Source organism: Amycolatopsis lurida, from assembly GCF_900105055.1.
Lineage (GTDB): Bacteria > Actinomycetota > Actinomycetes > Mycobacteriales > Pseudonocardiaceae > Amycolatopsis > Amycolatopsis lurida.
Genome location: NZ_FNTA01000004.1, coordinates 2,584,970 through 2,608,331 on the forward strand (window position 1 = coordinate 2,584,970; position 23,362 = coordinate 2,608,331).

Annotated in this window: 23 protein-coding genes; 8 read left to right on the forward strand and 15 right to left on the reverse strand. The window is 66.5% G+C overall.

Features of this window, described 5'->3' with window-relative positions; all coding sequences use genetic code 11:
• Positions 1–737 precede the first annotated feature (737 nt).
• From BLW75_RS16965 to BLW75_RS42310, 6 genes are all read right to left on the reverse strand, one after another.
• Positions 738–1,658 carry an ABC transporter permease family protein gene (locus tag BLW75_RS16965; RefSeq protein ID WP_091597769.1) on the reverse strand — a complete coding sequence of 307 codons (921 nt, stop codon included), beginning with the start codon at positions 1,656–1,658 and terminating at the stop codon, positions 738–740.
• Between the two features lie 512 nt (positions 1,659–2,170).
• The gene (locus BLW75_RS16970) at positions 2,171–4,405 is read right to left on the reverse strand and encodes an FtsK/SpoIIIE domain-containing protein (protein WP_034317923.1); all 2,235 of its coding nucleotides are present in this window, start codon (positions 4,403–4,405) and stop codon (positions 2,171–2,173) included.
• The gene (locus tag BLW75_RS16975) at positions 4,402–5,157 is read right to left on the reverse strand and encodes a hypothetical protein (RefSeq protein WP_034317920.1); all 756 of its coding nucleotides are present in this window, start codon (positions 5,155–5,157) and stop codon (positions 4,402–4,404) included. Before BLW75_RS16975 ends, BLW75_RS16970 begins: the two co-directional genes overlap by 4 nt.
• Positions 5,154–5,492: a hypothetical protein gene (locus tag BLW75_RS16980; RefSeq protein WP_034317917.1), complete on the reverse strand. Its 339-nt coding sequence runs from the start codon at positions 5,490–5,492 to the stop codon at positions 5,154–5,156. The genes BLW75_RS16975 and BLW75_RS16980 overlap by 4 nt, the downstream gene beginning before the upstream one ends.
• The gene (locus tag BLW75_RS16985; protein ID WP_034317915.1) at positions 5,489–5,809 is read right to left on the reverse strand and encodes a WhiB family transcriptional regulator; all 321 of its coding nucleotides are present in this window, start codon (positions 5,807–5,809) and stop codon (positions 5,489–5,491) included. Before BLW75_RS16985 ends, BLW75_RS16980 begins: the two co-directional genes overlap by 4 nt.
• A 395-nt stretch (positions 5,810–6,204) precedes the next feature.
• On the reverse strand, positions 6,205–7,581 hold the full coding sequence (locus BLW75_RS42310) for an NsdA family TPR-like regulatory protein (protein WP_143055330.1): 1,377 nt from the start codon (positions 7,579–7,581) through the stop codon (positions 6,205–6,207).
• Positions 7,582–7,901: 320 nt separating this feature from the next.
• On the opposite strand from BLW75_RS42310, the gene BLW75_RS17005 reads away from it, so the two are divergent.
• The 6 genes from BLW75_RS17005 to BLW75_RS42840 all read left to right on the forward strand — a co-directional run bounded on the left by BLW75_RS17005 (position 7,902) and on the right by BLW75_RS42840 (position 10,215).
• Positions 7,902–8,342, forward strand: coding sequence for an Imm1 family immunity protein (locus BLW75_RS17005; RefSeq protein WP_084098320.1), 441 nt, complete (start codon positions 7,902–7,904; stop codon positions 8,340–8,342).
• Between the two features lie 508 nt (positions 8,343–8,850).
• Complete coding sequence (locus BLW75_RS44205; protein WP_395766752.1) at positions 8,851–9,150, forward strand: helix-turn-helix domain-containing protein; 300 nt, start codon at positions 8,851–8,853, stop codon at positions 9,148–9,150.
• Positions 9,147–9,431: a DUF397 domain-containing protein gene (locus BLW75_RS42320; protein ID WP_103746183.1), complete on the forward strand. Its 285-nt coding sequence runs from the start codon at positions 9,147–9,149 to the stop codon at positions 9,429–9,431. Before BLW75_RS44205 ends, BLW75_RS42320 begins: the two co-directional genes overlap by 4 nt.
• On the forward strand, positions 9,428–9,619 hold the full coding sequence (locus BLW75_RS17010; protein WP_034317909.1) for a DUF397 domain-containing protein: 192 nt from the start codon (positions 9,428–9,430) through the stop codon (positions 9,617–9,619). Before BLW75_RS42320 ends, BLW75_RS17010 begins: the two co-directional genes overlap by 4 nt.
• Before the next feature lie 31 nt (positions 9,620–9,650).
• Positions 9,651–10,025 (forward strand): hypothetical protein, encoded by a 375-nt coding sequence (locus BLW75_RS17015; protein ID WP_143055332.1) that lies wholly within the window; start codon positions 9,651–9,653, stop codon positions 10,023–10,025.
• A 31-nt stretch (positions 10,026–10,056) separates the two neighbouring features.
• Positions 10,057–10,215 carry a hypothetical protein gene (locus tag BLW75_RS42840; RefSeq protein WP_158005404.1) on the forward strand — a complete coding sequence of 53 codons (159 nt, stop codon included), beginning with the start codon at positions 10,057–10,059 and terminating at the stop codon, positions 10,213–10,215.
• Positions 10,216–10,630: 415 nt separating this feature from the next.
• On the opposite strand, the gene BLW75_RS17020 is transcribed toward BLW75_RS42840, so the two are convergent.
• The 6 genes from BLW75_RS17020 to BLW75_RS17045 all read right to left on the reverse strand — a co-directional run bounded on the left by BLW75_RS17020 (position 10,631) and on the right by BLW75_RS17045 (position 17,509).
• Positions 10,631–11,320, reverse strand: coding sequence for a hypothetical protein (locus BLW75_RS17020; RefSeq protein ID WP_034317906.1), 690 nt, complete (start codon positions 11,318–11,320; stop codon positions 10,631–10,633).
• A 121-nt stretch (positions 11,321–11,441) separates the two neighbouring features.
• Positions 11,442–12,143: a Crp/Fnr family transcriptional regulator gene (locus BLW75_RS17025; protein WP_034317903.1), complete on the reverse strand. Its 702-nt coding sequence runs from the start codon at positions 12,141–12,143 to the stop codon at positions 11,442–11,444.
• A 29-nt stretch (positions 12,144–12,172) separates the two neighbouring features.
• Positions 12,173–12,538: a hypothetical protein gene (locus tag BLW75_RS17030; protein WP_016331763.1), complete on the reverse strand. Its 366-nt coding sequence runs from the start codon at positions 12,536–12,538 to the stop codon at positions 12,173–12,175.
• A gap of 50 nt (positions 12,539–12,588) precedes the next feature.
• The gene (locus BLW75_RS17035) at positions 12,589–13,095 is read right to left on the reverse strand and encodes a hypothetical protein (RefSeq protein ID WP_034317900.1); all 507 of its coding nucleotides are present in this window, start codon (positions 13,093–13,095) and stop codon (positions 12,589–12,591) included.
• A 1-nt stretch (position 13,096) separates the two neighbouring features.
• The gene (locus tag BLW75_RS17040) at positions 13,097–14,851 is read right to left on the reverse strand and encodes a substrate-binding and vWA domain-containing protein (protein WP_034317898.1); all 1,755 of its coding nucleotides are present in this window, start codon (positions 14,849–14,851) and stop codon (positions 13,097–13,099) included.
• 36 nt (positions 14,852–14,887) lie between these two features.
• On the reverse strand, positions 14,888–17,509 hold the full coding sequence (locus BLW75_RS17045; protein WP_034317895.1) for a P-loop NTPase fold protein: 2,622 nt from the start codon (positions 17,507–17,509) through the stop codon (positions 14,888–14,890).
• Between the two features lie 136 nt (positions 17,510–17,645).
• Here BLW75_RS17045 and BLW75_RS17050 point away from each other — a divergent pair, with 136 nt between their 5' ends.
• On the forward strand, positions 17,646–18,197 hold the full coding sequence (locus tag BLW75_RS17050; RefSeq protein WP_034317892.1) for a snapalysin family zinc-dependent metalloprotease: 552 nt from the start codon (positions 17,646–17,648) through the stop codon (positions 18,195–18,197).
• Positions 18,198–18,243: 46 nt separating this feature from the next.
• Here the strand turns inward: BLW75_RS17050 and BLW75_RS17055 are convergent, their stop codons facing one another.
• On the reverse strand, positions 18,244–18,438 hold the full coding sequence (locus tag BLW75_RS17055; protein ID WP_395766751.1) for a ferredoxin: 195 nt from the start codon (positions 18,436–18,438) through the stop codon (positions 18,244–18,246).
• A complete protein-coding gene (locus BLW75_RS17060) occupies positions 18,429–19,631 on the reverse strand; it encodes a cytochrome P450 (RefSeq protein ID WP_034317889.1) in 1,203 nt (400 codons plus the stop codon). Before BLW75_RS17060 ends, BLW75_RS17055 begins: the two co-directional genes overlap by 10 nt.
• A gap of 183 nt (positions 19,632–19,814) precedes the next feature.
• Between BLW75_RS17060 and BLW75_RS17065 the strand changes: the two genes are divergently transcribed.
• Complete coding sequence (locus BLW75_RS17065; protein WP_034317885.1) at positions 19,815–20,744, forward strand: MarR family transcriptional regulator; 930 nt, start codon at positions 19,815–19,817, stop codon at positions 20,742–20,744.
• Positions 20,745–22,134: 1,390 nt separating this feature from the next.
• Here the strand turns inward: BLW75_RS17065 and BLW75_RS17070 are convergent.
• Positions 22,135–23,358, reverse strand: coding sequence for an HNH endonuclease signature motif containing protein (locus BLW75_RS17070; RefSeq protein ID WP_034317882.1), 1,224 nt, complete (start codon positions 23,356–23,358; stop codon positions 22,135–22,137).
• Positions 23,359–23,362 lie beyond the last annotated feature (4 nt).

Genomic DNA, 23,362 nt, shown 5'->3' on the forward strand with positions numbered 1-23,362 from the left:
GGAGTGCCTTGAACCCTTGTGGCATCGCATCGCGGGCGACACGCGGACCCGCGCGGACGGAACCAAGGTCAGCTATGAGTACCGCTACTGGCGGTGCCCGACAGCTAAGCACGGTCCGTCCATCCGCGCGGAGGATGTGGAGCCGTTCGCCGAGAAATCTTTCTATGTGCTCTTTTCCATGGTTCCGGTCCGTGAACGGATGGTTCTGCCGCCGACGAATCACGCTAACGAAATCGCGAAGCTGGAACGGGAACACGCGCGACTAATGGCGAAGGTGGCGCGGGCCGTGTCAGCGGATGAGCGTCAGCGGATTATGGACGATGGGCAAAAAATCCTGAAAGATATTGACACACTTCGCGCATTGCCGATTGATCCCGGAGGGGTGCAATGGGTTCCAACTGACCGGACGTGGCGGGAAGAACTGGAAACGCTAACACCGGAAGAACGGCGCATTCGATGGCTTGACGTGGGTTTCTCGTTTGCAGCGCAGAAACGGCCCGATGGAAAGATGGTGATGGGATGGCATCTGCCGGAGGGCTGGCAGGATGCCATGCCGGAACTAGCCGAATTCATAGACAAGTACGTCGCTGAAAGCGGAATGATCGATATCACGAACTTGGTTAGTTAGCCGAGTGCCCTGATCATTATGTTTAGCTATCGGACCGGCGGGTAGGTAACGGATGGTAGCTGCCTGGTTTCAAACCGAGTGACTGGGCGGCTACCGTCTTTCTCGCAGCTCACGGGCATGGCCGGTACCCGATGACTAGATGGCCTTGCCCGAGTTGCTGTCTGAGAGTCAGCTCACCGAGTTGCGGACCAGGGGTGGCGGTCGGGGTGTCGTCCAAGACGGGCCCGAATTCCAGACGGCACGCGTTCACGACGCTGGTGATGTGATCCGGCTCGAACCGCACAGCGCTACCCGGAACCGACAGGCGCGTGACGTAGTCGTGGGGGTTGGTGACCTCGGCGGCCAGTGCCAGGAACGCGCCCGGACAGTCCACCGCGCCCCGTGCAGTGGCGAACGCGTCCGCCGCCTGCGGGCTGAAATGAAAGCAAAAGTCGGCGGCGGCACTGGTCCCGGATGCCGCCGCCTGTCGGCCGCCCGTGGCCTGATCGGACAGCCTGACGACCAAGTTCCATACCAGTGCGTTCGGGGTGCGCGGCAGAATCCGCGCGACCGCTTCCGCGTGTGCCGCGTTCAGTTCGTCCTGTGTCTGGCGGGTCTCTTCGGCCGCGTTCAGGGCCAGCATGACCGAACCGGCCGTCACCATGGCCAGCCCGAGGGCCAGCGCCCCGAGCGTCTGCCAACGGCGGGTGCGGAGTCGCAGGTGGACGGCGGCGACCATCGCGGCAGCGAACAGGATCACCCCGGCGATGACGACCCACCACCACGGGTCCACATAGGTCAGCAGCCACACCGCGACCACGAGCAGCGGTACCGTCAGCCGCCACGCCAGCGGCACGCCGCGCCCGAGCAACAGCATGACAACCATGCCGCCGACACCGCCGAACAACCAGGGCCACATCTGCCAGCCCGACAACCACCACGCCGCCAGCGCCAAGAACAGCGCCAGCCCGAGCGCCGGATATCTGACGCCCCGTTCAACGGCAGCGCGCCGCCGCTCACGAGCGGCGGCGCGTTCGCCTGCCTCTGCCATCCGATCGAATAATGATCCTCCACCCATCTAGTCAGGATGCGCCCGGATCACCCGGGACGCCACCTATCAGTGCTGGTCACCGCGCCTGCGGACGGGTGAGGGCGTCGTACACGACGTTGATCCTCTCCGCCAGCTCCGCGAAGTCGGCACCCTCGACCAGCACCCACGCCGCACCCTCTGGCGTCGTCTTGAGCATCACGCGCCCCACGTCGGGCCGATGACCCGCCGTCGACCGTGCGGAGCCGTCTACGGCCCTCTCAGCGCCCCCGTCGGTGGTGCCCTGTCCGCCGTCCCGGGGTGAGTCGGCGTCCGGCTGGTCCGCATCGTGCGGGCCGTCGGCGTGGTCACCGTCCGGTGTGTCCGGTCGGCCGTCTGCGGTGCGGTGTCCGTCCTCGGATTCGTACGGGTCGTGGTCATGGTCGCTGCCTTTCGAGCGGGTGTCTGCGGTCGCTGGTCGGGGGGAGCGGGGGAAGGCCCCGGACGTGGTGTCGATTCCCCTGGTTTCGGGCGGTTTACGGGTCTTCGGTGGTGGCACTCCCCCGCCTCCCCCCGGGGTGTTCTCCCTGGTCAACCGAGGGATCTTGGTCGGGGGAGGCTAGGGGGAGAACTCCCCCGGTCCCTGGTGCTTCCCCCGTTGCCTCCCCGCGTGCCTGTCGGCGGGCGGCGGCCACGTCGTCGGCGTGGACGTACATCAGCCCGCGTACCTTGCGGAGCCGTTGCCCGTGATCGGTCAGCACTGCTTTCAGGTCGGCGAATGCCCACGGTTCGTACTCGTCCGCGTTGTACTCGGTAAGGCGGGTGAGCACGGTCTGTGTCCGCACCCGCTGTTCGTCGCCGAGCACGTGCGCAATGTCGGCGAGGTGATCCACCGGAGCCGCCTCAATCTCGATTCGCTCCGCTGTCTCCACCGCCCGCCCGGCGTCCTCAATGGACGCCATGGCGCGGGCGATGACCGGTGTCACGTCGTCGGCCCCGTCCTCGAACGGCACATAGAACGTGCGCACCAACTCGAAAACTTCATCGGTGATGCCGACGGCGACACAGGTTCCCCGGTCGGTGTTGATCCGCAGTTCGGTCGCGCGGACACCGGCCGCGTACCGGCCAGAACCCAACAACCCGTCGTTGGCCACCTGGTCGGCCACGGAGAACGCCACGCCGCAGGAGATGTTGCGCGTGATCTCCCGGGGAATGCTGTCCTTGGTGGGCGACTGCGTGGCCAGCAAGAGAACGACGCCGTACTTCCGGCCGCGTTTGATCAGCCGCACCGCCAGCTCCGCCGCCCGCTTCCCGAACTTGGGGTGCTGGAACAGTTCGTGACACTCGTCGATCGCACACACCAGCGGGTGCAAGCCCAACGCGTGTTTGTCGGCGAGCTTGCGCGACACCTTCGGCGGCCGCCCGGGTTGTTCGCCGAGCGTCTTGCCGCGTCGCTCCATTTCGGTCAGCAAGTCCGCCAGTGCTTGCGTCGCCGCCTCGGCCACGCTGTCGTCCATGCCCATGCGGTAGCGGGACAACCGGGGTTCGAACGGAGCGAAGTCCGGAGACTCGCCCATCACGAACACCCACAGCTCCGCCGTCGGGTCGAGTGCCGCGCCGAGCATGAGCGTGCGCAGCGCCGACGATTTCCCTTGCCCGGGGCGGCCTCCGATCAACCAGTTGACCCCGAGCAACGGCGCGTTGATGACCAGCCCGCGTTGCGACAGTCCAAACGGGACACCCTCGAAAAGGTCGACCTGTCCATCGTGGACCAAGGGCCAGTCGCCGGCGCCGCGGCCGCCTAGAACGCCCTTGTCCGCGACCCACAGATCTAAGATTCCGTCCTCGGATCCCTTGGTTGGCCACGTTTCCAGCGCGGCGCGCCCGAGGTTCGCCGCCAACCGCGATCGGCGCGCGGCCACCATGTCGGCCGTGACACCCATCGGCAACCTGATCTGCGCGGCGGTGCCGTCGCCGTCCCTGCGGGCGGCCACCGTGTACACCAACTCGCCGCCGTCGCGGTAGAACTTGTCCAGCGGCGCGATACCGAGGTGAGCCAGCGCGCGGGAGATCATCCTTTCGTCAACCCACGAATCCGCGTCGTCCCGGTCCGGCTGCACGAGCCACCCCGCACCCGGAGTCCGGTCGCGTCCCTCGAACGCGGCCGCGACCACCAGCACCAACGGCAACGCCCACAACACCACCGGCCCGAGGAACACCAGCACGGACCATGCCGCGTCGAGTCCGGTGTAGACCTCGGCCAGCCACGTCCACATGTCCGCCCGTTCCATGAACGCGGCCACCGCCCACAACACCGCCACCACCGGCGCGGCCACCCGCACCGCGATCACGAACCGTCGAACGGCGATACCGACCTTTGCCCATCGTGCCGTCGCGTCGGAGCGGATCAACTCCTGCGCGGCGCGGCGTGCTTCGGCGTCGCCTGCCAGCCGCGCCCGCCGCGCGTCCGCCCGCAGGTCGGCATACGTGGCCCACTGCCAGAATTTCAGCAGCCACCGCCACATGCCGCGCGCCACGAACCAGATCAGCCGCACCACATCGCGCGGAGCCTGCCGAACGCGGTAGGCGGCCAGCGACCGCGCCCGCACCACCGGCGCGGACTGCCACACCCGACGCAGCCACCGGCCGACACGGCGCCGCACCGTCCGCCGACGCGGCTGCGGCAACGTGTCATCAACCAACTCGCCGTCAAGGATCGGCCCGACGTGTTCGACGTCGCGCGACCCGGCACGCTCCAGATCACTGGTCATGGCCGCACCTCCTCGGCCACCTCGGCCGCCAGCGCGGCGGCCAGCCGGGACGACAGACCACGCGAACACCCGGTGGCTTCCCGCACCCATGCCGGAGTGATCTCCACCTCCGCCGACCACGCAGCCCGCGCGTCGGCGAGATAGTCGGCGAACAGCTTCCGCCGCTCCGGCCGCGCCACCTCGGCCACGGTCACGGCCGGTTCGGTCGCGGCCGGTTCATGAACCTCTGTGCGGTTCATGGACGTGGAGACCGCGACGTGAACCGCGTCGGTGAGCTTGTCCCGCAGGTCGGTGACCGCCTCGGCGGCCACGAACACCACCACCGGGGGCACCGAGTGCAGCACCACCCCCGCAGGCGAACCGGCCGCCCACGATGACCACGTGTTCATGACATACGTGGCCGCCAGCGTGAGCCACTTCGCCGCACGAACCCACCGTCCCGTGTGGACCTGGTACCGCGCGGTGATCTGTTCGGCCCGCAGGATGGCAAGCAGGACCAGACACACCGTCGGGTCCAGCAGCCACGCCGTCAGCCACGGCAGCGAACCCACCTCGGCGCCAGCGGCGGCGAACCACTGAACGTTCGCCGTCGTGAACGCCAACCCGAGCACGATCCCGGCCCAGCACAACCGGTCAACCTGACGGCGGACCCGCTCCACCCGCCACGCGATCACGTCCGGGTGGGACTGCCAGCGCCGAACCTCGGCAGCGTCGGCCGCGTCCCGCGCCAACCGATCAGCGTTCGTAGTCATCGGCGACCACCACCCCGACGCCTCATGGTCGGAGCGTCCAGTGTGGTCACCGTCAGCGCCCGCGTAAGGACATGCGCCGCGATCAGGTCCGGCACCGCCAGCACCACGAGCAGCAGCAGCGGGCTACCCGGGTGCGTGATCACGAGCCACTGAACGCCCACGAACGCGGCACCCGTGAACAGCACCCGCCCGGCCAGCGACACCACCCGGGCACTAGCCCGTGCCGCGTCAGCCGCCGCACGAGCCTTGCGGGCACTGGCCCGCCAGACCGTGAACAGCAGCACCAGGACACCAGCCCCGGCCAGAATCTGCGTCGTCGACAGAGAGACAGTCATCGTGCCTCACCACCCCGACGACGCAGCCACACCGGGAACAGTGCCCGCCGATCGGTATCCGGCAGCGCGCCCCAGACCCCGACCGTGTTCTCACCGGCCGTGCGCAAGTCGAGTTCCAAGCACTCATCAACCACCGGGCACCCGGCACACATCCGTGCCGCCGTCGCCCTGTCCGTCTCACCCTCGGGGAAGTCGCTCCGATCGAACGCCCACAAACACAGGCCATCCCTTGCCACCACTTCGGACAACACGTCATCCGGCACGGCGGACAACCGGTCAAGCTGAGCAGCCAACTCCGTGTATTCGTCTTCAGTCATCGCGCACCGCCAAGCACGCGCCGCAGTTCGGCGGTGGGAACCACAAGACGGGACCTACGCCGAACGGCACGCAAGGCACCAACTCGGACCGCGTGGCACACCCTGGACTCGCTAACTCCGAGAGCCCAGGCGGCCTGACGGATCGAAACATGCGCCGGGGAACCGGAACTTTGGATTGTGTTACTCATGATTGTTGAATCCTTACTCTTGGCTGCGACTCGCGGAATTGCGAGCCGTCGCCATCAAGTAAGGCGCCGCAGCATCAAATCAACTATGTCAACACCGAAGTAAACTATTCCATGCTTGAATAGCCGCAGGTGGTGAATGCTTTAATGAAGTGCGGTATTCCGAGAAAGAATGCCGCAGTGGCTAAATATTCTCAGCCAGGATGTTGATCAAGGGTTGCGCTTGACCTCGGCCAGCAGCTCGCGGAAGTCGCGCCCCGCGTCGGTGCCGTACGTGGTGAGCTCGTCTTCAAGTTCGGTCGAGACCATCAGTAGTGATGGGCGACTCTGGCGGCCGGACTGGAGCGCGCGCATGCCCAGTTCCTCCGCCTGTTCGACGTCGCCGCGCCTTGCGGCTATGACGGCGAGGGTTAGCTCAGCTTCGGCTATGCGCATCGGGGAAAGCGGAACGCCCTCGGGATTGACCCCGCGTCGGATTACTTCCTCGGCGTTTCGCTGTGCGAGTTGGTCTTCGCCGACAATTCGATAGGTATCCATTGCGTAGAAGTCCCACTTGTCAGGATCAACAACAAAGTGGTTATCCGGCCTATCCGGGAAGGGGAGCCGATCCAGGAGGGCGCTGCCGTTGTCCAGCGCTTGGCGAACCTCTTCGGGCTTGCCCATACGGGCGTACGCTTTCGCCTGCTGCCCGTACAACTGCACTGCGACAGAGTGGGAGGGTGCCGCCAAAACCCCCGCTTCAGCGGCCGGAATAACGGCGCGGTAATTTCCCGCCGTCAGATGGAACCATGCGAGCATTTCATGCGCCCACCCTACAATTCCCTGATCCCCAGCTTCCTTACCTAGTTCCATTGCCATGCGACGTGTCGCTTCCGCTGCGCGAGCGTCGCCTGTGTCGTATTCCAGGCATCCGACAAGCAAGGCCAGCGTTCCCGCCTTGCTGAGTATGTCGCGGTGCTGTGACAGCGTCAGTCGATTTTCGAGCAACTGCGTCATCTTGCCGAGCCACTCTTTACCGGCAACCATCAGTGTGCGAGCGTCAGCATGCGGATAGTCGCAACACAATTGCTCTACCGTGATACTGAGTGCGTCAATGGTTGACGAGTCGATTGCCGATGCTCGCACGCGCCGCAAGAGTTCAAGTGTATCCATTCCGGTGTTGACCACCAGAAGTTCGTCACGTTCCCCTGCCGCAATTAGCTTATTGGATTCATGGCCAGCATTGGCAGTCCGCGGAATCCTCAATCGGCTTTCACCTGGGAAATCGAACCAAAGAAGATGCTGCGGCAGATGCAGAATCTTTGCATAGTTCCGGAGATTTCCGAGGTTTTCTTCCGGCTTTCCGTTTTCAAGCTTGCTTACTTGGGCTTGCGTAAGTCCCAACCATCGACCCAGCAACTCTTGATTGAGCGCCTTCCCGAACAGTTGAAGGTGGCGCGGGTGGTTCCGATACGCCTTGAAGACCTTCCCAATGTGATGACTCGCGAAGGCTGCGCGAAACGCATCAGTCTCGAAGAATTCATTTCGAAGCTGCGCAGGGGGTGTCCGCAGCTGGTCGCGCTGCTCTCTCAGGCACTTGCTGCACATTCGGGCCGTATTATCGGCAGCGAGCAAGGTCCCGCATTCCGGGCAGTTCCGTGAACCACCGGGTGTACCCATGCGATCCCCCTTGCCGAGGTCTGTACCGATCAGCCTCCGACCAGCGTACCTAGCGCTATCGGCCGCCACCACCGAGTGAAGCTCACAGTCCCCTGATCTGGCCTCCCACCTGCGGATATGTCAGATCCAGCATGTGGCATGCCCGAGTAGATATAGACCCCCGCGCCACTCCCCGTGACCGTAGGCCGAGCAAGACCCCGACAGGGGGCCGAGACCGGATTCAACCGACCGAACGGTGACATGGACGCATGATTGTGACGGCATCGCTTTCTTCCGGCGTGGCCCGAGTCGCGCGCGGAATGGCTGCATCGGCCGCACTTGTTGAAGAAATCTTGACAATAGACCACACCGATTCGGAAACCACCCTTTCGATCGGCGAAGTTGAGTTCTACATCAGCAAGGATGGCCCGTTTCCAAATCATCAATTTCGGGTAAGCGTCCGCCCGTCCATCGGTCTTGCCGCGTTGAACTACATGGACAACGACGATGCTCAAATGCCGATCGCGAACTCATACAATCCTAGGCGCCCGCTTCCTGAATCGAACCTCATCTTCAATGGGTCAGTGGGGTCGGTGTTTCCGCGCTCGGCGGCAATTCCTATTGCCGATGCGCGCACTGCGTTAATCGAGTGGCTAAATACGAGACTGCGGCCAACCTGCATTCAATGGCGCCCATACGACAAATACTGAAGGAACCGGCAATGACGACAGGAACTCAATCGACCTCAGAGCGGCATCACTTGACTTGGATCACAGCCGATAGCGGTGCCGTGATCGATCATGCGGTGACCGACGACGCCTTGGCGGCAGGAATGGCGTCCCAGGGTGTCTATCAGGGCTTGTGTGGAGTGCTGTTCGTTTCTGCGCCAATGACTGCCGCTCCGGGAAATGTGTGTGTAGGTTGCCGCCTGTTTATAGAGGCGCGAGCATCCTTGAAGTCAATGGAACAGCGCATGTCAGTCCGGCGCTGCCATCGTCGCCATGCACGTCCCGGTGTACTCGCCCGGATGGCGGCGGCATTGAAATCTCCGGCTGTGCCGTCTCATATTCCGCATCCCCGTTCCGGGTTGACTGCGACCGGGGACGACTACGCCACCACAGATTCAGCGACGGCGGGCAGCGCTGCGGCCGCGCCCGTATCCACCGGTCGGCACGCGCTGCGCGGAACGCGAGGACGGGGCCAGTGGTGAACCCAAACGTGCCGGAATATGCCGCATTGAAAGAGCTTTCCAATGTCGCGGACGTTCTGCATTCGGTCCGGACAGCGCGCGGCCTGTCCCAAAGTGACATATGTTCGGCGTCGGGCATGGGAAGCGCTACGGTTTCCCGACTGGAGTCCAATTTCGACTATTACTCAGACGCGTTGGTGCGTCATCTAGGTGCATATGCGGCCGCTCTCGGATACACGTTGCGTTTCGTGCTTGTTCACGACTCTGCCAGCGCTCCGAATGCTGGCACCGTTTGGCAAGCAGATCACGATAGGGAGCAAACAACATGAGTGTCACTGATCTGGAGACACAGCGCGGGCTTGCCGAGTTGGTCCGACAGACGACAGAACTGGCGTTGTCCCCGGATGCGGGTTGGTCGGAGACCGGCCCACCGGGTGACCGCCTGCGGCACGCATTTGTGTCCTATGGGGACAGTGTGTTCACGCTGCTATGCAACGACAAAGGCAGGGTTTTGGTGTTCACCGCGCGGGAGTGGGACGCATTTCTCGACGGTGTGCGCAATGGAGAGTTCGACACCGAAGCAGGACTCACGGAAGGAAGCAGGGCATGAAGTTCACAGGCTGGAAGAAAGCACACAAGACCCATTGGGAAGAGAACGCATGCGTGGAGGTTGGCACGGCGCCGGGGTTCGTCGGCATCCGTGACACCAAGCAGGCCGGAGTGCCGGACGCGGCGCGGACGGTACTGGCGGTATCCACGGGCACGTTCGCCGCGTTCGTGAACGGCCTGCGCGGCTAGACCCGCGCGAGACGGCAAGGGAGTACCGGTGATGGAGCGGGTAGCGAATCCTTACATGGCGGGGTCGGCATGGGAAGTGGTCGGCAAGCTGCGGCAGGGGCTTTGGGTGGTGTTCGACCACCAGTGGGGCCGCAACGGGCCGGATCCGTTGATGTGGCAGGAGATCGTCCAGGCGACATGCGTTCAGGAGGACGTGCCGGTCGCGTTCATCACCATCCCGCGCCGTGACCTGACGGTGGTGGTGAACCCGCGCATGCAACCGTCGTTCGATCAGGTGCGGGAGTCGGTGGACGCGATGCTGCGGCATCGGTTCACCGGCCACCCGATCCCGTCGGAGATGGTCGCCAAAACCGGATCGGATAACCCCTTGGTCACCGACCGCGCACGGCACCGCCTCCGCCCCTGATGACCCACCAGCACGACCGAGAGACCGAGGGATGACCGACCGAGAACCGACCAAGTCCGAACGCCAGGCGGCAGCCGCCGCACTGGACGCCCTGAATAACGGGGACCTGAAGCGCGCGGCGATGTTCGGCGCGCTGCTGGACATGACGATCGAGGACAACGACAAGGCCGCCGAGAACGCGCAGGAGTAGCCGCATCCGACGTTCATGCCGCCGTTAAAGTCACCGCCCCCCGTTTTCACCAGTCCGGGAACATGCGGAATCCAAGGTGAGTAGCACGTGCGCCTCCATGCGCTGCGTTGATCCACCTGCGGTAGGCATGAGTGCCAGAGTTGAGCCGCCCGCCCTTGACACGACCAAGGGCGGGCGGCTCCTCGCACTCATGGCTCGTACAGGACGAGCGGAGTACAGTGTTGTTGGTTGACTTAGACGGTGGCTAACCGTCCTTACCACTCACGAGGTCTCCGCGAGAGGGCGCGGCGGGGATGACCCGCGCCCCCACCCCCCGCGCCGGGGGTCCGGTTCCCGGCCGGCGTAGGGGTACCGGGCCGGGAACCGGCGAGCGATACGGCTTTCCCTCCCTGGAAACCGGACCGCCCGGTCTGGGTCAGGCCGTCGTGGACAACCGGCTCACCCGGTCGAACACGAGCGGCACCGCGACGGCGGGGTTCAGTTCGGCGAGGACCGCTTCCGCGTCCAGGCCCGGCAGGTGGATCCACGCGCTGTCCGCGAAATCCGGGGTCGTGACGCTGATCCGCGCGCAGCGGGCGGGCGGGACCAGCGCGACCCCGAACGGCTCGACCACGTTGCGCCACACCGATTGCGAGACGATCATCCCGGCGCCGAACTTGTCGCCCGTCGGATCCGAACGGCACCAGTAGCCGACGGCGTCGTTGAAGGTGGAGGCGCACAGCAACCGGGTCAGCGTGATGTACGTGCGGTGGTAGCGGTGGTTGTCCGCCATCGGTCCCATGTGGACCGCCACGCGCGCCCGCATCGGGACCCGGGCGTAGCGGTTGCGGGTCCGGAGGAGATGGTCCAGGTGGAACACGACCTCGCAGAGCTGGCCGACGGCGTGGTCCGGATACGCGACCATCAGCCCGTCCCCGGTCTCCCGGAAGTGACGCGCTTCCCCCGGCGCGAGCCCGACCGCGGTGAACGACCGGGAAACCAGCGTTTCCATCTCGGTCTTCATCGGGTCCAGCAGGTCGTCACTGGCCTTCGACGAACCGACGATGTCGACGGACAGCACGGCGTGGGTGTGCGCGTTGTATCGGCCTGAGGTCAGCACCTGCATCTCTGCGACCCCTCCCCTGATCGGTGAAAACTGGCGGCAGGAAGCAGTGTTCCCACTCCTCACCGGAAGTTCTGTTCGGAACCGAACAAAACGTGACCTCGCGCAGGTCAACGCCAGTGAGCTAAGTCACACCTTTTTCCGTGACCACCCGCAATGCCTCGCGGTCGATGACGGTGATCGCACGGCGCGAACTGGCCACCACTCCCGCCTTCCGGAGCTTGTCCAGCGCCTGCGCGACCATGGTCCGGCCCATCGGGATGAACTGCGCGAGTTCGTCCTGGCTCAACGGGATCCCGATCCGCCAGCCGGCGGGTGTCCGGATGCCACAGACGTCGACCAGGTAGTCCAATCTGGTCGCGACCCTGGCCACCGCCTGCGGTTTCCAGGACTGGGTCCGCTGCCGCTGGGCGAGCACGAACCGGCGGGCGACGCTGACGAGCACCTCCCGCATCGCCGCCGGATGCTCCAGCAGGAACCGGTTGAACTCGCTCGCCGCGATCCGCCGGACGTGGACTTCCTCGATGGCGATGACGTCGGCCATCCGGATACCACCCGCGATCACCGCGATCTCGCCGTGCAGATCGCCGGGGACCCCGACGTCGAGGATGACCGTCGCGCCCATCCGGTCGGCACTGGTCACCTTCACGTAGCCGTGCCGTAGCAGCATGACGAAGTCGCCGGGTTCGCCCGCCCGCATCAGCGCCTGCCTGCCCTCGTAGGTCTGCGGGGTCCCCATCTCCAGCAACCGGGCACGGACGGGTTCGTCCAGTCGCTCCAGGAACGGACGTTCTCTTTCTTCGGCGGCCTCCTGGCCCAAACCCACGAAACACCCTCCCAGGCAGTCGTGAACACCTATCGCGGAGAGTAACCGAGTCGGCCACCCGATCCGGCGGCGGAACCGTCGTGAGTGGTGAAGATGCCCAGCCGGACCAGCTCCGATCTGATCCACTCGGCCAGCCGGTGCAACGGTCCGTCTTCGGCCTCGACGAAATAGCTGTCCACGATCTGGTGTCGCCTATCGGCGTGTTTCGCCGCATAGAGCAGCGCTGACCGTACCTCCGACACCTTCAGCGGAGCGACCTTGATTCCCGGAGCGGGCCGCACGGTGCTTTTGGCGGCCATCACCGCCAGCACGGCCTCCTCCAGGCTGAACCGGTGCTCCACCGGTACGACCACATGTTCCACGCCCTCGACAACCCGGCGCCCGATCAACGGCATGCCCTCAGATCAGCATGACGCACGGCCGTAGTCTGTTCGGCACCGAACACTCACCCCGGTTCGACCGCCGCGAGAGCGTCTTCGAGCGTTTCCCGGTACAGCCGCATCCGCTCGACGAGCATCACCGGATCAGGGTTCTCGTCCCGCGCGTGTCGCTCCAGCTTCTCGGTGGTCTGCTTCACCGTCACCCGCAGCTCGACGACTTCGGGAGCATTCCGGTCCGTCCGGCTTTCCAGTCTCGCCACCGCCCGCCGGAAGACCCCCGCGAGCTCCGTCTCACCCGGCCGCAGCGTTTCGATGGCCGTCAGCGCCCGTCCGAGCAGGCTGTAGTGATCGGACGGCGGTTCCGGCGCACGCTTCGGCTGCGCCTGCCTCCGCCGCCTTCCGTTCAGCACGAAGAACGCGGTTTCGGCCGGGATCAGCACGGCCAGGACGGCGACGCCGCCGAACAGCCAGGCCTGCGGATGCGGGTAGGTCACCGCGCGGCCGATCAACCCGGCGATCAGGCTGAGCACCACCGCGACGACGTGGAACGGACGATTGTCGTACTCGGCCATGTCAGAAGTTGCTGAAGACGTTGACGAACATCTTGTCGATGCCGTACGGGTCGACGGCCTGGTAGCTGCGGGCCTTGGACTTCTGCGCGATCTCGTCGAGGACTCGGCTGTCGGCCTGCGCGCCGTAGGCCATGGTGAAGATGCGGACGGAGTTGTCCAGCCGTTCGGCATCGACGTTCTGCAGCACCTGCTCCTTCGTCCCGGCCTCGGTGTTCTCGCCGTCGGTCAGGAAGACGACGGCGTTGATCAGGTTCGGGTCGAACTCCCGCCGCATCTTCTCGTTGGCGGCCATCACGGTCTGGTACAGCGCCGTATCGCCTTTCGGGGTCAGGTTATCGACCAGGTCGACCATCGGGCCGCGGACGTTCTTCACCTTGCCGATCGGCATCTTTTCCTCGTACCCGTCGGAGAACGTCCACAGCCCGACCTCGTCTTCGGGATGCAGGTACTCGAGCTGTTTCCGGATCGCGGGTTTCAGCAGGGCGATCCGGCTCTCGGCATACGGCTTGTCCTTGCGGTTCTTGTCGAACGGTTCGTTCATCGAGCCGGACAGGTCCAGTACCAGCAGGATCCGGCCGCGCCGTTGCGTGTACTCCCAGCCGTCCAGCATCTTCTGGATCTGTTCGCCGGTGGGGACGCCGATCTTCGGCGGCTCTTGGGCTCCCTGGGTGCCCACGACCCCGGCGAGCTCCGGGGTCCCGTTACCGCCGGGGTCGCGGAATCCGAGCTCACGGAACCGTTTCTGCTGTTCGGTCTCCAGGAGGAAGTCGTAGAAGTCCTTGGCCGCCGCCTGCTGTTCCGGGGACGCGTTCGCGGTGACCAGGAACGGATGATCGATCAGCATCGTCCCTTCCCGCGGGTGGACGGCGACCAGCGGGCGCAGCGGCGCGACCGGGTTTCCCTTCAGCTGCGCCGGATCCCCGGTCGGCACACCGCGGTTGTAGAGGTAGACCATCTGCTCCTGCATCGCCATCGCGCTGATGTAGGGCGTCGGCTTCTTGCGGTCCTCGTCGTACAGCGTCTTCAGGAAGGCCACCGAATCGTCGCTGTAGTAGGCGACCGACGCCTCGATCCCGCGGACGAACTGCACGGTCTCCGCGGTGCCGATCTTGCCGTAGTCGCCGCCCGTCGCGGCGAAGTAGGTCGCGATGGTCGCGGCGAGCCCGGACGTCGACCGCCGCGGGTTGTCCTTGCCGAGCGTGAAGTTCCCCCACTGGGCGTACGCCGCGCCTTTCGAGGCCCAGCCGCCGTTCCGGTTCACTTCCAGTACGTCGCCCCAGCCGAGGGTCTTGCCCGGCCAGCCCATCGCCTTGGCCATCGGCTCGGGCATCGCGATCACCATCGGGCTGGTCGCGAGCGAGGTCTTCGGCCCGGCCTTGATCCGCTCGCCCTTTCCGCGCTGGCGCAGCAGATCGAGCCAGAGCGACGAACTGGGCAGCCAGACCTGAGGCTCGGGCTGGTGCTGGTCGAGGTCGTTCCAGCCGTCGGCGATGAGGTCGAGCGTCGCCCCCGAGGTCTTCTTGTGCGCCTCGACCTTCGCGCACCGGCCGCGGTCGAACGTCCGGCCGGTGTTGTTGTACCGCTCGGCCAGTTCGGCGATCAGATCACCCTTCTCCGTGGAAGAACTGGTGATCAGGCGGACGCAGTCGGCCCTGGTCGCGTTCGAGGGCGGGGTGACCGTGGTGGCGAGCAGGACGATCACGAGCGTCCCGACGAGCGCGCCGAAGACGAGCGAAAGCCAGCCTGATCTCCGCATGTGCCGCCCCCTAGCCGTCGTAGCGGGCAAGTGTAGCTACAACGCGGTTCCCGGTTCTGTCTCCTCGGTCACGAGATCGTAGGTTTCGAAACTGAAGCGGGCGAGGGTGCCCACCCAATTCCGATAGACCTGTAGATCATCGAAGGATTCGGCGTCTAGCCGCCATTCAGGTGGAAAGGCCTCCCGCACCGATTCCCCGGCGGAAAGGGCGACGAACGTCCTGCGCGCGGCGTCCGGATCGGCGACCAGCAGGGTCAGCAGGACGAGCACCGCCCGGTAGGGACCGCCGACGAACCGCGCCAACTCCGCGTCCGGGATGCCGATGCGCACGAGCCGGTAGAGGTTGACCAGCTTCCGGATCTCGCGCGGCGTGTTCAGCCTTTTCCGCAGCACGTGGACGAAAGCGCGTTCGACCTCGGTGAGCCGCAACCGGTCCGGCCGCATGTTGTAGAACGTCGGCGGGGCCGTCTCCTGGACGACCACCTCCCTCGTTTCGCCGCCTTCGGGGGCACCGTCGTCCTCCGGCCATTCTTCGGGCTCGGACGGCTCCGGTGCCCGTTCCTCGATCGGCATCAGCGCGTCGATCAGCTCGTCCGCCGCGCTTCCCATGGGGCGCAGGGCGAACACGATCTGGAAGATCTTGTCGAGGTACTCCGCCTGTCGCGCCTCCCCCGCGCCGAACAGTTCTTCGTGGTGCTGGTCGAGGCAGCGCCGCAGCCACCGCGGATCGACCGCGACCACCACGACGAACGCGGGCAGCGCCAGCAGCAGATGCACGGCGGCCAGCACTTCGATCACCTTCGAAGGTGGGCAACGGTCGAGATCGTCGACGTAGAGCACGATCCGTTCCAGCGGCGGCTTGCCCTTGCCGCCCGCCCGCAGCCATTCCTCCCTGGCGTCCCCCAGATCAGCACTCAGGTTCGCGAGATCTTCGCGGACCCGGGCGAAAACCCCTTGGTAGTCCCCGTACCGGCCGGTTTTCGCCTCCTCGATCAGATCGCCGAGCCTGCTCGCCGCGTCCAGGCGCCTCAGTCGCTCCTCGGTTTCCCGAACCTCGGTCTCGAATCGTTCCGCGCGTTTGTCGACGTCGTGCCGCAGATTGTCCAATGTGGACTTCACCGGCGCGAGGGCGGCCCTGGCGGTGGTGAAGGCCGGGGTCAGCACGGCGCCGAGCGCGACGATGCCGCCCGCCGCGGCGAGGATCGCGTTGTGCCACAAGGCCCAGCCGGTGATCGCCCCGGCGACACCGAGCACGCCCAGCACCGCGTACCCCGCGACGGCGAGCCTCCGCCGACGACGTTCGGCCCGGTCCTTCCCGGACACCAGCAGCCGCCAGCGCCAGGTGAGCGGGGAATCCGCCTTGACCGCCTTCAGCCCCGCGAGCCGGTTGCGCAGTTCCTCGCGTTCGGCGCGGACCTCGCCGGCGTCCGCGTGCGTCTCGGGCGCGCCGAGATTGCGGAACAGGTGGTCCACCAGCCCGACCCACAGATGGTCGTCGTGGTACTGCCAGGCGTTGAACCGGATCTGCCGGATCTCACCGGCGAACACGCTGTTGGCGGCGTCGCCGCGGGACCGGCGCGCCAGTTCGGCCACCCGGTCGGTCACCTGGCGGACGAAACTCGACTTGCCGGAACCCCAGGGCCCCAGCAGCGCGACACACAGCGGCGGACTGGTCTCGCGGTCCGCGATGACCGCGGCGAGAGTGCGCACGTCGTCGTGGAAACCGATCAGGTCGACCGGGCTTTCGAGGTCGGGCGTGATCCGCGGCCGCGCCCGGCCCGGTTTGGGCTCGACGAAGCCGGTGCCGTCGATCTGGTTGCCGAAGCGGTCCCACACCCGGATCGTGCGGTCGTCCCCGACCGTGACGATCTTCTCGTTGCCCGCGGTGCAGACGATCGCCCGGACGTTCCCCTGATGTCCCTTGAGGAGCGTGTAGTCCCGCGGGTCGTCGATCTCGCGGACGCGGACCTCGCCGTCGGAACCGCCGGAGAGCACCAATCTGCCGTCCGCGCCGAAGGCCAGTGCCCGCACCACGCCGGTGTGCCCGGGGAAGACGAGTGCCGGATCGCCCTTGCGTCCCCACAACCGGACCATCTCGCCTTCGGCGGACAGCACCTGCCTGCCGTCGGCGGAGATCGCGACCACATGGACCGCGGCCGCGCCGCCGAACCGGTAGTGCGAAACGATTTCCCCGTCCCACAGCCGCACGCCACCGGCGTCGTCCCCGGCGACGACGACCCGGCCGTCCGGGGTCACCGCGACCGATTCGACCTCCGGCCCGCCGGTGCGCAGGGCCCGTACCGTCGCGCCGTCCAGTCGCCGGACCTCGACGGTGCTTCCCGCGCCGGACACGGCGAAGTCCTTCGCCACCGCCACCGCCACGGTCCGCTTGGTGGTCTGGACCTCCGGGGCGTGCGCACCGGTACCGGTGATCCGCCAGCGCCGCACCGTCGCCCCATCGCAACCGACCACGTACTGCCCCGAAATACCCACCGCCAGCACCGGCCGATCGTGGCCGCTCAGCGCGAAACGCTGCTCTCCGGTCTCCAGGTCCCATACCCGCACGGTCCGGTCCGCACCGCCGGTGACCAGCCGGTTTCCCTTCACCGCGACCGCGAGGATCGGTTCTTCGTGTCCGGTGAAACGCGCCGTCGTCATAACGGCACAGTCTTCCGGTCGCGTCAAGATCATGGTTAACGACAGGCGACTATCGGCGGGTACCCCGAGCGCCCCGAAGGGTTCAGGGTCGACAGTGCTCCGAAATTCCAGCACGCCTTAACGCGAGGAGTTCAACGTGCTTCGACGTACCTTCGCCGCGGTGCTCACCGGCGCCGCGCTCTCCGTCTCGGTGCTTTCGGCACCCTCCGCCGGCGCCGCCGAGATCATGGCGACCACCCTGACCTACGACGACAGCCAGGCCGCGGAGTTCAAAGAAGCGGTGGCCGCCGGCGTCAACGTCTGGAACACCAACGTCACCAACGTCCGGATCGTGAAGGCGACACCGGGGCAGCGGGTCAACATCCGGGTCATCGCCGACAACGGCTGGCCGCGCGCCACGCTCGGCCCGGTCCGCCCGAGCGGCACCGTCACCGTGTGGATGGGCAGGCAGGCCGTCCAGCAGGGTTACTACACGCCGCGGATCGCTTCCCACGAACTCGGGCACAGCCTCGGCCTGCCCGACGTGAAGCCCGGCCCGTGCTCGTCGCTGATGTCCGGCTCGACCGGCGGTGTCAGCTGCAAGAGCGTGAACCCGAACGCGCAGGAGAAGGCCAGGGTCCAGCAGCTCTACGCCGGCACCGCGGTGCCGAGCGCCGACGCGGGCAAGGTCCTCGCGGACGTCGGCTGATCCCGTGCCAGGGGGTGCCCGCCCGGCACCCCCTGGCCTGGGGTTTTCACTCCTTCGCCGTGATCGCCGCCGCCGGGCACGACTGCACGGCGTCGCCGATGTCGGCCGGTTCCGGGTCCAGCAACCGGACCCGGCCGTCTTCTTCGTCCTGTTCGAACACCGCGGGCGCGGTCAGCACGCACATTCCGGCGCCCACACAGCGTTCCCGGTCCACTTCGAGTTTCATCGCGATCAGTCCCATGCCACCGGGAGCGCGTACACCCCGTAGATGTCGGAGTCCGTCCGCATCGGGATCTCGTCGGCCGGAACGGCGAGGCGCAGCTTCGGGAACCTGGCGAGCAGCCCGGTGAAGGCGACCTTCATCTGTACCCGCGCGAGCTGCTGGCCGAGGCACTGGTGGACGCCGTGCCCGAAGGAGCCGTGTCCGGCGGTGTTCCGGCGGACGTCGAGCCGGTCGGGTTCCGGGAACTTCAGCGGATCACGGTTGGCCGCCTGGGCCGAAAGCGCGACCACCTCCCCCGCTTTGACGAGCTGCCCGCCGATCTCGACGTCTTCGAGCGCGGTGCGCGCGCCGGTGTGCGCGATGCTCAGGTAGCGCAGCAGTTCCTCGATCGCGCCTTCGACGCGCTCCGGACCCTCGCGGACCGCCGCGAGCTGGTCCGGGTGGCGCAGCAAGGCGAAAGTGCCCAGCGCGAGCATGTTGGCCGTCGTGTCCAAACCGGCTCCCAGCAAGAGGAACGCGATACTGGTGAGTTCCTCGTCGGTGAGTTCCGTGGTCGTCAGTTCGCCGAGGATGTCGTCGGTCGGCTCGGCCCGCTTCGCCAGGATGAGTTTGTAGAGGTACTCCCCCAGCGCGTTGATGGCGGCTCCCTGCTCCTCGGCCGAGGCGTCCGGCTGGTTCAGCGGCAAGACGTTGCGGCGGAAGAACTCGTGGTCTTCGTACGGGACGCCGAGCAGCTCGCAGATCATCAGCGCCGGAATGGGCTGCGCGAAGGCCGTCACCAGGTCGGCCGACGTTCCTTGCCGTTCCATCGCGTCGAGATACTCGGTGGTCACCTGCTCCACCCGTTCGGAGAGCAGCCGCATCCGGCGGACGGTGAACTTGCCGGTGAGCAGCTTGCGGTACCGCGCGTGCTCCGCACCGTCCATCCTGATGAACATCCCCGGGGCCGCCGGCGGCATCTCCATCATCGCGGCCGCGCCCGGCAGCGGCGAGTGCATCAGCTCCTGCCGGGCACTGAACCGCGGATCCGCGAGGACGGCCCGGACGATCGCGTGCCCCGTCGCGAGCCAGCCTTCGTGGCCGTCGGGGAACGTCAGCCGGACGAGCGGGTGCTCGTCGCGCAGCGTGCCGAGCTCGGCGGGCGGGTCGAACGGGCAGCCCTTCGGTCGTTCGAGGGGCAGTTCGGTGAGATGAGGCACCGATGTGGTCATTTCTGTTCCTCCCAGTTTTTACCGATACTCGAAGGCTACGTTGCATTTATGTTTGCCTCAAAGCTACGAGCTGGCTTTTTTGCCGTTGTCGCTGGTAGATTTCGGGAAATCGTTGCAACGGTCGTGTCGATGAATGCAACGCCTCGTTGCAATGATCTGCGCGTGAACGCACAGGAGGTGCCCATGCCGGGCGGCAGGCTGACCCAGGAGGACCGCAGGCTGATCGCGACCTGGCTCAAGGACGGTCTCGGTTACGCCGAGATCGCCCGGCGGCTCGGGCGGCCGACGTCGACGATCAGCCGCGAGGTCGCGCGCAACAGCGGCCGGTCCGGCTACCGCGCCGAAGAAGCGAACCGCGTGACCGGCGAACGCGCCCGGCGCCGCAAACCGCAACCGCGCACCGTCCCCGTCGTCGAGAACGGCTACGGCCGGGACCCGGAAGCCGTACGCGCCTTCGAAACCGACTTCGCCGAGATGATCGTGGCGACCGGATTGCCCCGCATGACCGCGCGGGTCCTCGCCTGCCTGGCCGTGAGCGACGACGGAGTGCTCACCGCCTCCGAACTCACCCGGCGGCTCCAGGTCAGCCCGGCCTCGATCTCGAACGCCGTCGCCTACCTCGAAGCGCAGGCGATGCTCAAGCGGGAACGGGACGGCCGCCGGGAGCAGTACGTCATCGACGAGGAGATGCCACAGCGGGTCTGGGCCGAAAGCGTTCGCGCGAACCAGGAATGGGTCAAGATCTCCCGCCAGGGCGCCGAAGTCCTCGGCGTCGGGACCCCCGCCGGCGCCCGCTTGGACGACCTCTCCCGATTCCACGCGCGCATCAACGAAGTCATGCACGACGACCGCGTCGCGGTCTTCGCCGGTGACGCGCTCACCGTGCTCACCGCACTCCTCCACGCCGGCCGAGGGCTGTCACTTCCGGCACTCGCGTCCGCGCTGGACTGGTCGTCCGATCGGGTTTCGGCCGCCTTAAGGGTGGCGGAAGAGCATCCGCACATCGCCGGGCCGGTGTGGGTGGATTCTCACGCTGGGGAGTATCGGGCGGTTCCGTTGGTGGAACGGCTAACGGCTGGGCAGTTGGCTGCTTTGGGTCGTCCTAGGGGGTGAGGAGTCTCGGGTGCCTGGGTTGGTAGCCGATTTCTGGCGACGGTCGCTTTGCCGGGCTTTGTCGGTCTTGGGTGGTGGATTGGCGGCTGGAGAACCCGCTGTTGGGTGGGTGGCTCTTTCGGCGAAGCTGATGGGTGTCCGGGGGCATTCCAGCACCAGGTGCCCGACCTGGCCGTCGCCGGTTTTCGGTCGGGAGGCGGGTGTGCGGCGGCACTCCCGGCATATGGAGGACTCCCCGCCGCACGAGCCGGGGGTTGTCGGCGAGGATGCGAGGATTCCGAACGGCCGCCGCCGGTACTCGGCGAAACTGACGGGTGGCCAAGGACACTCAAGCCCAGGAGCCCGAACGGGCCGCCGCTTTCCGGCCAGGAGGCGGGTGTGCGACGGCACTCCCAGCACACGGAGAACTCCCCACCGCACGAGCCGGGGTTATTGCCGATTTTCGGCGACGACGCGAGGATTCCGAACGGCCGCCGGTATTCGGCGAAACTGACGGGTGGCCAAGGACACTCAAGCCCAGGAGCCCGAACGAGCCGCCGCCATTTACCGGCCAGAAGGCGGGTGCACGGCGGCACTCCCGACACACGGAGAACTCCCCACCGCACGAGCCGGGGATTGTTGCCGATTTTCGGCGACGACGCGAGGATTCCGAACGGCCGCCGGTATTCGGCGAAACTGACGGGTGGCCAAGGACACTCAAGCCCAGGAGCCCGAACGGACCGTCGCCATTTTCCGGCCAGAAGGCGGGTGTACGGGGGCAATCCGGCACATGGACAGCTCCCGCCGCACGGACCGGGGTCGTTGCCGATTTTCGGCGAGGCTGATGGGGTGTCCGGGGACGTTCGAGCACCAGGTTCCCGACCGGACCGTCGCCATTTACCGGCCAGAAGGCGGGTGCACGGCGGCACTCCCAGCACATGGAGAACGCCCCGCCGCACGAGCCGGGGTTATTGCCGATTTCCGGCGACGACGCGAGGATTCCGAACGGCCGTCATCGGTACTCGGCGAAACTGACGGGTGGCCAAGGACACCCAAGCACCAGGTGCCCGAACAGACCGCCGCCGCTTTCCGGCCAGAAGGCGGGTGCACGGCGGCAAACCCGGCACATGGAGAACCGCCCCGCGGCGCGAGCCGGGGTCATTGCCGTGTTTCGGCAACAGGCCCGATTGCCACCCGGTCCCCGGAGAACCAGCAGGTGTCTGAGGAGGCCGTCGCCGGTATTCGGCTATGCGCAGTGTGCGTGGCGACGACCTGGCACCTGGAGAACTCTCCGTCGCGCAATGGCTAGGGCCGTGGCCGTTTTCCGGCAACGCGATCGCTTCCGATTGGCGCCGGAACGAGCTGCCGACTTCCCGCTTCGAAGCCAGGACCCGTTTTCTGGCGAGAGTGTTCAGAACGGTGGCGGTTGGTCGGCTGGTGGCCGGGGTTGGTGGAGCGGCGGAGGCGTGCTGTCGTAGGCCTGGCCGGTGGGGGTGATGATGGTGAGGGTGCCGTCCGATGCGAGCCGGTAGGTCCAGCCGGGTTCGTCTTTCAAGCGGTGGTCGCGGCGGCAGAGATCGATCAGTTCGGTGTCGGCGGTGTGGCCGCCGTGCTGCCACGGCAGCGAGTGGTCGAGGTCGCAGGCCTGGGCGGGGCGGTGGCAGCCGGGTCTTCGGCATTCCCGGTCTCGCACCCGCACGAACTCGGCCAGCCCCGCTGTCGGCCGATAGCGGTCCCGGCCGAGATCGAGTACTTGCCCGGAGAGGGGGTCGGTGATGATCCGCCGCAACACCGTGTCCGAGCCGGACGCGATCTGGCGCGCCAGTCCCGCGGGAACAGACCCGTGCCCGGCCAGCTCCGCCGGATCATCGTTCAGACCGAGATAGGTGAACAGATCCATGTACAGAAACACCTCACTACGCTCACCCGCACCACCTTGGCCGCCCAGCAGGAGATCGAGAGCGACATCCGCACGCAACTGGTCCAGCGTGCGGGTCTCACCCTCGGTCTTCAGGGCTCGCGCTTCGCGGTCGATGCGCCGGTAGGCGGCGGCCGCCTTCTCCACCGGGGCGTCTTCGACCTCGATCGACGCCACCCCAATCTCACCGTGACGCAGACTGAGACGCCGACCGTTCCGATGCCCCTCGGCCCGCCTGCCCGCACCGTCCGGATCGATGGTGTTCGCCGCGTGATTGGCGGCCTTGCGGACCTGGCCGGGATTCTTGTCCGCGATCCGGTCCTCCAGGACCGCGTCAACAGCGCGCGCGTCGGTATCCGACAGCCACGCGGTGGCCGCGGCGACCTTCATCGCACCGAACCCGCCGAGTTTCCCTTGGTCCATCAACCCGAGGGTGCGGGGCAGGCGGGTGGTCAACGCGTCGGCCGCGGCGACCACCGCGCCCGCGTGATTGTCCACCACAGACAGCGCGAACGCCACCTCCTGGGTGACGCTCCGGGCGCCGGAACGGTGCCGGTTCAGCTGCGCCACAGCCCGGAACCGGATCGCTTCCAGCCGCGCGATCCCCGCCGACGCCGCCTGCGCGACAGCGACGGAATCCTTGTCGTCCAAGGAATCCACCACATCGTTCACCGGGGCTAGCACGGCCGGGTCGGTGAGATTTTCCAGAAGCGCCACAGGC

What these genes read in the sequence shown, in the direction of transcription:
- BLW75_RS42310 (WP_143055330.1), bottom strand. Translation starts at nt 7,581, where the DNA reads ATGTGCAGCAAGTGCCTGAGAGAGCAGCGCGACCAGCTGCGGACACCC.
- BLW75_RS17035 (WP_034317900.1), bottom strand. Translation starts at nt 13,095, where the DNA reads ATGGCCGAGTACGACAATCGTCCGTTCCACGTCGTCGCGGTGGTGCTC.
- BLW75_RS17020 (WP_034317906.1), bottom strand. Translation starts at nt 11,320, where the DNA reads ATGCAGGTGCTGACCTCAGGCCGATACAACGCGCACACCCACGCCGTG.
- BLW75_RS16985 (WP_034317915.1), bottom strand. Translation starts at nt 5,809, where the DNA reads ATGACTGAAGACGAATACACGGAGTTGGCTGCTCAGCTTGACCGGTTG.
- BLW75_RS17065 (WP_034317885.1), top strand. Translation starts at nt 19,815, where the DNA reads ATGCCGGGCGGCAGGCTGACCCAGGAGGACCGCAGGCTGATCGCGACC.
- BLW75_RS16975 (WP_034317920.1), bottom strand. Translation starts at nt 5,157, where the DNA reads ATGACTACGAACGCTGATCGGTTGGCGCGGGACGCGGCCGACGCTGCC.
- BLW75_RS17055 (WP_395766751.1), bottom strand. Translation starts at nt 18,438, where the DNA reads ATGGGACTGATCGCGATGAAACTCGAAGTGGACCGGGAACGCTGTGTG.
- BLW75_RS16980 (WP_034317917.1), bottom strand. Translation starts at nt 5,492, where the DNA reads ATGACTGTCTCTCTGTCGACGACGCAGATTCTGGCCGGGGCTGGTGTC.
- BLW75_RS17060 (WP_034317889.1), bottom strand. Translation starts at nt 19,631, where the DNA reads ATGACCACATCGGTGCCTCATCTCACCGAACTGCCCCTCGAACGACCG.
- BLW75_RS17030 (WP_016331763.1), bottom strand. Translation starts at nt 12,538, where the DNA reads ATGCCGTTGATCGGGCGCCGGGTTGTCGAGGGCGTGGAACATGTGGTC.
- BLW75_RS42840 (WP_158005404.1), top strand. Translation starts at nt 10,057, where the DNA reads ATGACCGACCGAGAACCGACCAAGTCCGAACGCCAGGCGGCAGCCGCC.
- BLW75_RS17010 (WP_034317909.1), top strand. Translation starts at nt 9,428, where the DNA reads ATGAAGTTCACAGGCTGGAAGAAAGCACACAAGACCCATTGGGAAGAG.
- BLW75_RS17040 (WP_034317898.1), bottom strand. Translation starts at nt 14,851, where the DNA reads ATGCGGAGATCAGGCTGGCTTTCGCTCGTCTTCGGCGCGCTCGTCGGG.
- BLW75_RS16965 (WP_091597769.1), bottom strand. Translation starts at nt 1,658, where the DNA reads ATGGCAGAGGCAGGCGAACGCGCCGCCGCTCGTGAGCGGCGGCGCGCT.
- BLW75_RS16970 (WP_034317923.1), bottom strand. Translation starts at nt 4,405, where the DNA reads ATGACCAGTGATCTGGAGCGTGCCGGGTCGCGCGACGTCGAACACGTC.
- BLW75_RS42320 (WP_103746183.1), top strand. Translation starts at nt 9,147, where the DNA reads ATGAGTGTCACTGATCTGGAGACACAGCGCGGGCTTGCCGAGTTGGTC.
- BLW75_RS17045 (WP_034317895.1), bottom strand. Translation starts at nt 17,509, where the DNA reads ATGACGACGGCGCGTTTCACCGGACACGAAGAACCGATCCTCGCGGTC.
- BLW75_RS17015 (WP_143055332.1), top strand. Translation starts at nt 9,651, where the DNA reads ATGGAGCGGGTAGCGAATCCTTACATGGCGGGGTCGGCATGGGAAGTG.
- BLW75_RS17005 (WP_084098320.1), top strand. Translation starts at nt 7,902, where the DNA reads ATGATTGTGACGGCATCGCTTTCTTCCGGCGTGGCCCGAGTCGCGCGC.